The sequence below is a fragment of the Flavobacterium sp. genome, from assembly GCF_046153165.1.
GTDB lineage: Bacteria > Bacteroidota > Bacteroidia > Flavobacteriales > Flavobacteriaceae > Flavobacterium.
In genome coordinates, this window is record NZ_JBJXEN010000045.1 from 1 (window position 1) to 6,439 (window position 6,439).

The following is a 6,439-nucleotide window of genomic DNA, read 5'->3' on the forward strand; positions in this document are numbered from 1 at the left end:
ATTTCTTCTTTGGTATAACCGTTTTCATCAAAACTATCACATTGTGGAATGGCATTTCTGTGAATTGGATATTTATAAGCCATTTCGCCAGAAACTCCTGCGTATTCGTTTTCTAGTTGTTGTACAGCTTTTACACCAGTTCCTGTTATAGACTGATAAGTAGAAACAATGACACGTTTAATATTATATTTTTTATGCAAAGGCGCTAAAACCATCACTAACTGAATAGTCGAACAGTTAGCATTTGGAATAATTTTATCTTCTTTGGTTAATATAGAAGCATTTATTTCTGGAACAACCAGTTTTTTAGTTGGATCCATTCTCCAAGCCGACGAATTATCTATTACAGTTGTACCAGCAGCAGCAAATTTTGGAGCCCATTCTAAAGAAGTTTCGCCACCAGCAGAGAATAAAGCAATGTCTGCTTTCATATCTACCGCGGTTTGCATTCCGACTACTTTATATTTTGTACCTTTAAATTCTATTTCTTTTCCTACAGATCGCTCTGAAGCAACAGGAATTAATTCGGTTACAGGAAAATTTCTTTCGGCTAATACTTGAAGCATTACTTCTCCAACCATTCCGGTTGCACCAACAACTGCAATTCTCATAAATTTTTATTTTAATTTTGGAAATACAAAAGTAATAAATATTGATTTGATTTTAAGAAAACAAATGAAAAAGAAAAACCGTTTCAATTAAGAAACGGTTTAGTTAGAATATGTGTGTAGCGGAAATTATTTTTTCAATAAATCTCTAATTTGTGTAAGCAATTCTTCTTGAGTTGGTCCAGTTGGTGCTGCTGCTTCTTCTTTCTTTTTTGCAGCATTCATTCCTTTAATAATCAGAAATAAAACAAAAGCAATAATAATAAAATTAATTACTGCGGAGATAAACATGCCATATTTTACACCTCCAAAAATAGTTAATTCCTCTATTTTAGATAAGTTGGCTGCTGACAAAGCTGGTTTTAACAATAATGGCGTAATTACATCATCTATTAGCGAACTTACAATTTTTCCAAAAGCACCACCAATAACCACACCGACTGCTAAGTCAACTACATTACCTTTCATTGCGAAAGCCTTAAATTCCGATAACATTCCCATAATTTGTTTGTTTTTAGGTTAATTTTAAAGCTAATTTAACACTTTATTCAAATAATAGCCAAATGTTTTTTAATTATTCTCGATAAAAAACCCGTTTTACTCTGCTAGAAATACTGGTCAATATTTCGTAAGGAATTGTATTTATAGCTTTTGCAATGGTTGTTACCGATGGATTTTTACCAAAAATAATTACTTCATTTCCTTCAAAACAATTAATTTCGGTTACATCGACCATGAGCATATCCATACAAACACTTCCTACAATAGATGCTTTTTTGTCATTAATTAAGACATAACCAACTCCATTTCCCCAAGCGCGAGAAATTCCGTCGGCATAGCCTATAGGAATTGTAGCAATTCTTGTTGGTTTTTCAGCCATAAATCGGCGATTATAACCTACGCTTTCACCAATATTTAAAGTTCGTATTTGTGAAATTATTGATTTTAATGTCCCAACATTTTCAAGTTCCCTAGTTTCATTTTCATCATTAGAAACGCCATACAAACCAATTCCTAATCTAACCATATCAAATTGAGCTTCGGGGTAATTACTTATTCCTGAAGTGTTTGAAATATGACGAATAGGATCTATTTTCAGTTCCGTTTTGATTTTACTAGATATTGCATCAAAATTAGTAATTTGTTTTTTGGTAAAAATATCTTGTTTTAAATCATCGCTGGCAGCTAAATGTGATAAAATACTTTTTACCTGAATTGAATTATTTTTTTGCAGAATTGCAATGAGTTCAGGTATGATTTCATCATCAAAACCCAACCGATTCATCCCTGTATTTATCTTAATATGGATGGGATAATTAATGAGTTCTTTCTGTTCGGCAATTTTTATAAATGCTTTTAAACCTCGAATGCTATAAATTTCGGGTTCTAAATGGTATTGAATGATAGATGGGAAACTGGTCATTTCTGGATTTAACACCATAATAGGCAATTGGATTCCTTCCTGACGGAGTTCGATTCCTTCATCGGCGAAAGCCACACCAAGATAATCTACTTTATGATGGGCGAGGAGTTTTGCAATTTCAAATCCGCCACTTCCATAACCAAAGGCCTTTACCATAACCATAATTTTGGTTTTCGGATTTAGTTTCGATTTATAATAATTCAAATTATGGCTTATGGCATTCAAATTGATTTCTAAAACTGTTTCGTGTGTTTTTTCTTCGAGTAAGGTTACAATTTTCTCGAACTCAAATTGTCTTGATCCTTTTATTAAAATGGTTTCGTTTGCAAAATCTAAATTTTCAAAATCGGCAATAAAATCCTGTGTTGAAATATAGGATACGGCATTTAAAAACTTATTTTTATATTTAGAAATTATATTTCCAATACAAATTACCCTATTTATTTTATTTGAAATAATGAGTTCCGAAACCCGAGTATATAAATTTTCGTTTTCTAATCCTGATTGAAAAATGTCCGATAAAATAAGTGTTTTCTTTTTGTGCTGTTTTTGATTTTCAAGAAAATCTAAAGCGATTTTTAATGATTGAAAATCAGAACTATAGCTGTCGTCAATTAAAGTACAATTGTTAATTCCATTTTTTACTTTCAATCGCATTTCGACAGGAAATAATTGAGAAATACGATTTTGAATAGTTTCTAAATCATATTTTAGATACAACATTGTCAAAATACATTGCATACTATTTTCAATCGAAGCTTCGTCAGTAAAAGGAATTTTTAATTCAAAATTTTTATTTTCAAATGTTATATTTAGAATTGAATAATCTACGAAGGTATTTTTGTGGCAAAAAACATTAGCGGATTTATCATTTAAGCTCCAAGTAAATGTTTTAACATCATTATTTATAAAAGCTTCAATGGATTTATTTTTGTTTAAAATTAGAACATCAACATTAGTAAATAGTTTTAACTTTTCTTTTATTTTTTCAGAAATATTGCTAAAGCCTTCATCGTGAGCAGTTCCTATGTTGGTTAAAATACCAATGTTAGGTTGAATAATTTTTTGAAGATTTTCCATTTCTCCTCTAGTAGAAATTCCTGCTTCAAAAATACCTAAATTATGATTTTCATTAATTCCTATAACTGAAAGAGGAACTCCCACTTGCGAATTATAACTTTTAGGACTTCTAATGATATTATAATCAGGACTTAAAAGGAAATTAAGCCATTCTTTTACAATAGTTTTTCCGTTACTTCCTGTAATTCCTATTATTGGAAAATGAAATAAATCACGGTAATAAATGGCAAATTTTTGTAAAGAAACTAATGTGTTTTCGACAATTAGAAAATTAGCTTTGTCTTTTAATCCTTTTGGAATATGAGTTACAACAAAGTTATTAACATCTTTAGAAATTAAATCTTCGATATAAACATGAGCATCATTATTAGGGCCAACTAGCGCAAAAAACAATGTTTTATTGTTATTTTGTAAAGAACGACTGTCTATAGAAACATTGTCGAAATTTATAACTGTTTCAATGCCTTGAAAATTGGCATTTAGAATTGAGGTTATATTATGTAAGGAAATTGTCAATTGGTCTAATTATTTTTTCTTTGATAAATGTTCAGCATCTTTTACAATCATATTTTCTCGCATTGCATTGTAATAAGCAGCACGACTTAACGGTTCGTATTCTTCGGTTTCACCAAGCATAACGAGTTTGTCATTATCGGTTTTACGAAAACTATAATTGGCAAGATTTCCTGTTCGAGTACACACAGCGTGCACTTTTGTAACATATTCGGCAGTTGCCATAAGCGCTGGCATGGGACCAAAAGGATTTCCTTTAAAATCCATATCCAATCCAGCAACAATAACTCGAATGCCAGAATTAGCAAGATCATTACAAATTTTGACAATCTCATCATCAAAAAATTGTGCTTCATCAATTCCTACAACATCACAACCTTGAGCTAAAATAGCAATATTGGCTGCGGCTGGAACAGGAGTAGAGCGAATTTCGTTTTTGTTGTGCGAAACGACCATTTCTTCATCGTATCTGGTATCTATAGATGGTTTGAAAATTTCGACTTTTTGTTTGGCAAATTGTGCTCTTTTTAATCTACGAATTAATTCTTCGGTTTTGCCCGAAAACATTGATCCGCAAATAACTTCAATCCAACCAAACTGCTCTTTATGATTTACTGTATTTTCGAGAAACATTTTTTATTTTTATAACGATAAAAATGAATAGTTTTTATTACTTTGTAACAGAACAAATTTATTAAAAAAGATAAGCTTTATTGAGTATAATAGTAAAAGTTATGAAATAATTATTAAAATAATTTTTGTATAAATAAATTTAGTACCAATAATTATTTGCATGTTCCAAAATATAAAAATATAGAATACACATGAAAAAAAAGTTAGAAGCCGAATTAATCAGCATTGCGCACCGAATTTTACAACTAAAACATAAAGAAGATGTTCGTGAATTGCTTCATGAAACTCAAAAACTATACGAAAAACTCTCTGTTCTGTTATTTGTAGAAGAGCATTTTAGCGAAGTAAAACCAACTATTGGTTTGCATGACATAGAAGTTGTAATTGAAAAAGCATTCGATTTTGATGAAAAAATTCCAGAAACAAAAGCTAAAGAAAAGGAAATAATTGTTCATGATATAAATGAAGAAATTATTCCAGTAAAAGCTGTTGTTGAAGAAATAAAAGAGGTTATTGAAGAGCCAAAAATAATAATAGAAGAATCTCCAATTATCGAAATTCCTAAGCTAGAAAAAAAGCAAGTTTCGATAGATGATTTTTTAAGTAATATGCAACCAGAACCTATTTTTGAAAGAGTTTCTAATACTAAAAAAATAGAAGATTCTTTAATTCCAGTTGAAATATCAAAAATTATTGATGATAAAATTGAAGAAAAAGCAATTCCAGAGATAAAAATTGAAACAGAAATTATTTTCGAAAAAGCAGAGCCAAAACCAGCTATAAATCTTAATGATAAACTGAATAAAACTGTAAATATTGGTTTAAATGACAAATTGGCTTTCGAAAAACAATTGTTTGATGGAAGTGCAGAAGATTTTAACCGAGTAGTTTCACAAATATCGACTTTCGATTCCTTAGAAGATGCTAAAAATTTTATTGATGAACTGGTAAAACCAGATTACAACGATTGGAAAGGAAAAGAAGAATTTGCAGAAAGGTTTATGGAATTTGTAGCAAGTAAATTTGTATAAATGGGGAAATTATATCTTGTTCCAACACCAATTGGTAATCTGGAAGACATGACTTTTCGCGCCATTCGTGTGCTTAAAGAAGTCGATTTGATTCTCGCAGAAGATACACGCACCAGTGGGAAACTCTTAAAGCATTTTGAGATTTCGACACACATGCACAGTCATCACATGCATAACGAACACAAAACCATCGAGAATATTATAAAACGCATACAAACAGGTGAAAATATTGCGCTAATTTCCGATGCAGGAACGCCAGCCATTTCCGATCCAGGATTTTTGCTCACTCGAGCTTGTGTCGAAAATAATATAGAAGTCGACTGTTTGCCAGGCGCTACGGCATTTGTGCCCGCTCTAGTAAATAGTGGTTTTCCAAATGATAAGTTTATTTTTGAAGGCTTTTTGCCCGAAAAAAAAGGTCGTCAAACCCGTTATTTGGCTTTAGCTGAAGAAACTAGAACCATGATTTTATATGTTTCACCACACAAATTAGTAAAAACATTAGCCGAATTTGTACAGTATTTTGGAGCTGAAAGACCTGTTTCTGTTTCTAGAGAAATATCTAAACTACACGAAGAAACCATTCGAGGAACTGCCGAAGAAGTTTTGAAACATTTTGAAACAAAACCACCAAAAGGGGAAATTGTAGTTATTGTGGGTGGAAAAATTTCTGTAAAAGAGAAAAAAGAAGGCAAATTTGATAACGAGGATTAGTTTATGGAATTAAAAGATTTTATAGAAAAATTAAATGAGTCCGCTGAGAATATAACTTTTGAAGAAACTATTGCAGTTATTGAGCAAAATTATATTTTTACTCCAATAGCTTTTCAAAATGGTTCTCAATATAACAATATAGGCGAGAATTCAGGTTCTTGTAAATTATTTGCTTTTGGATTATTGCAAAAATTATCTGCAATTCAAATGCTTTCTTGTTTTGGTTCTTATTATTTTGAAGAAGTTTTGGGAAATCCAGAAGGTACAAATCATCAAAACATTCGTAATTTTATAAAAACGGGTTGGAATGAAATAAGATTTGAAGGAGTTCCTTTAGTATTAAAATAATAATTTATTCCACATTTAAATCTACAAACGAAAAAGTATTTCCACTAAACAAACCTTTGTCAGATAATTTTAAATCCGGAATTACCAGA

The 6,439-nt window shown here is 30.7% G+C and carries 7 protein-coding genes; 3 read left to right on the top strand and 4 right to left on the bottom strand.

Annotated elements, in window-relative coordinates; genetic code table 11:
• The 4 genes from ACKVOV_RS05560 to ACKVOV_RS05575 form a co-directional block, all read right to left on the bottom strand.
• Positions 1-611 (bottom strand): aspartate-semialdehyde dehydrogenase (locus ACKVOV_RS05560; protein ID WP_409205776.1); only part of this gene is annotated, 611 nt, incomplete at its 3' end.
• A gap of 126 nt (positions 612-737) precedes the next feature.
• Positions 738-1,109: a large conductance mechanosensitive channel protein MscL gene (mscL, locus tag ACKVOV_RS05565; RefSeq protein WP_409205777.1), complete on the bottom strand. Its 372-nt coding sequence runs from the start codon at positions 1,107-1,109 to the stop codon at positions 738-740.
• A gap of 73 nt (positions 1,110-1,182) precedes the next feature.
• Positions 1,183-3,627, bottom strand: coding sequence for a bifunctional UDP-N-acetylmuramoyl-tripeptide:D-alanyl-D-alanine ligase/alanine racemase (locus tag ACKVOV_RS05570; RefSeq protein ID WP_409205778.1), 2,445 nt, complete (start codon positions 3,625-3,627; stop codon positions 1,183-1,185).
• Positions 3,628-3,636: 9 nt separating this feature from the next.
• On the bottom strand, positions 3,637-4,257 hold the full coding sequence (locus ACKVOV_RS05575; RefSeq protein ID WP_409205779.1) for a thymidine kinase: 621 nt from the start codon (positions 4,255-4,257) through the stop codon (positions 3,637-3,639).
• A 191-nt stretch (positions 4,258-4,448) separates the two neighbouring features.
• Between ACKVOV_RS05575 and ACKVOV_RS05580 the strand changes: the two genes are divergently transcribed.
• Genes ACKVOV_RS05580 through ACKVOV_RS05590 form a run of 3 tightly spaced genes read left to right on the top strand, consistent with a single transcriptional unit; the run spans position 4,449 to position 6,350 of the window.
• The gene (locus tag ACKVOV_RS05580; RefSeq protein WP_409205780.1) at positions 4,449-5,288 is read left to right on the top strand and encodes a hypothetical protein; all 840 of its coding nucleotides are present in this window, start codon (positions 4,449-4,451) and stop codon (positions 5,286-5,288) included.
• On the top strand, positions 5,289-6,002 hold the full coding sequence (gene rsmI, locus ACKVOV_RS05585) for a 16S rRNA (cytidine(1402)-2'-O)-methyltransferase (RefSeq protein ID WP_409205781.1): 714 nt from the start codon (positions 5,289-5,291) through the stop codon (positions 6,000-6,002). It begins immediately after the preceding gene.
• Between the two features lie 3 nt (positions 6,003-6,005).
• On the top strand, positions 6,006-6,350 hold the full coding sequence (locus ACKVOV_RS05590; protein WP_409205782.1) for a HopJ type III effector protein: 345 nt from the start codon (positions 6,006-6,008) through the stop codon (positions 6,348-6,350).
• The last annotated feature ends 89 nt before the right edge of the window (positions 6,351-6,439 follow it).

What these genes read in the sequence shown, in the direction of transcription:
- mscL (WP_409205777.1), bottom strand. Translation starts at nt 1,109, where the DNA reads ATGGGAATGTTATCGGAATTTAAGGCTTTCGCAATGAAAGGTAATGTA.
- ACKVOV_RS05575 (WP_409205779.1), bottom strand. Translation starts at nt 4,257, where the DNA reads ATGTTTCTCGAAAATACAGTAAATCATAAAGAGCAGTTTGGTTGGATT.
- ACKVOV_RS05580 (WP_409205780.1), top strand. Translation starts at nt 4,449, where the DNA reads ATGAAAAAAAAGTTAGAAGCCGAATTAATCAGCATTGCGCACCGAATT.
- rsmI (WP_409205781.1), top strand. Translation starts at nt 5,289, where the DNA reads ATGGGGAAATTATATCTTGTTCCAACACCAATTGGTAATCTGGAAGAC.
- ACKVOV_RS05590 (WP_409205782.1), top strand. Translation starts at nt 6,006, where the DNA reads ATGGAATTAAAAGATTTTATAGAAAAATTAAATGAGTCCGCTGAGAAT.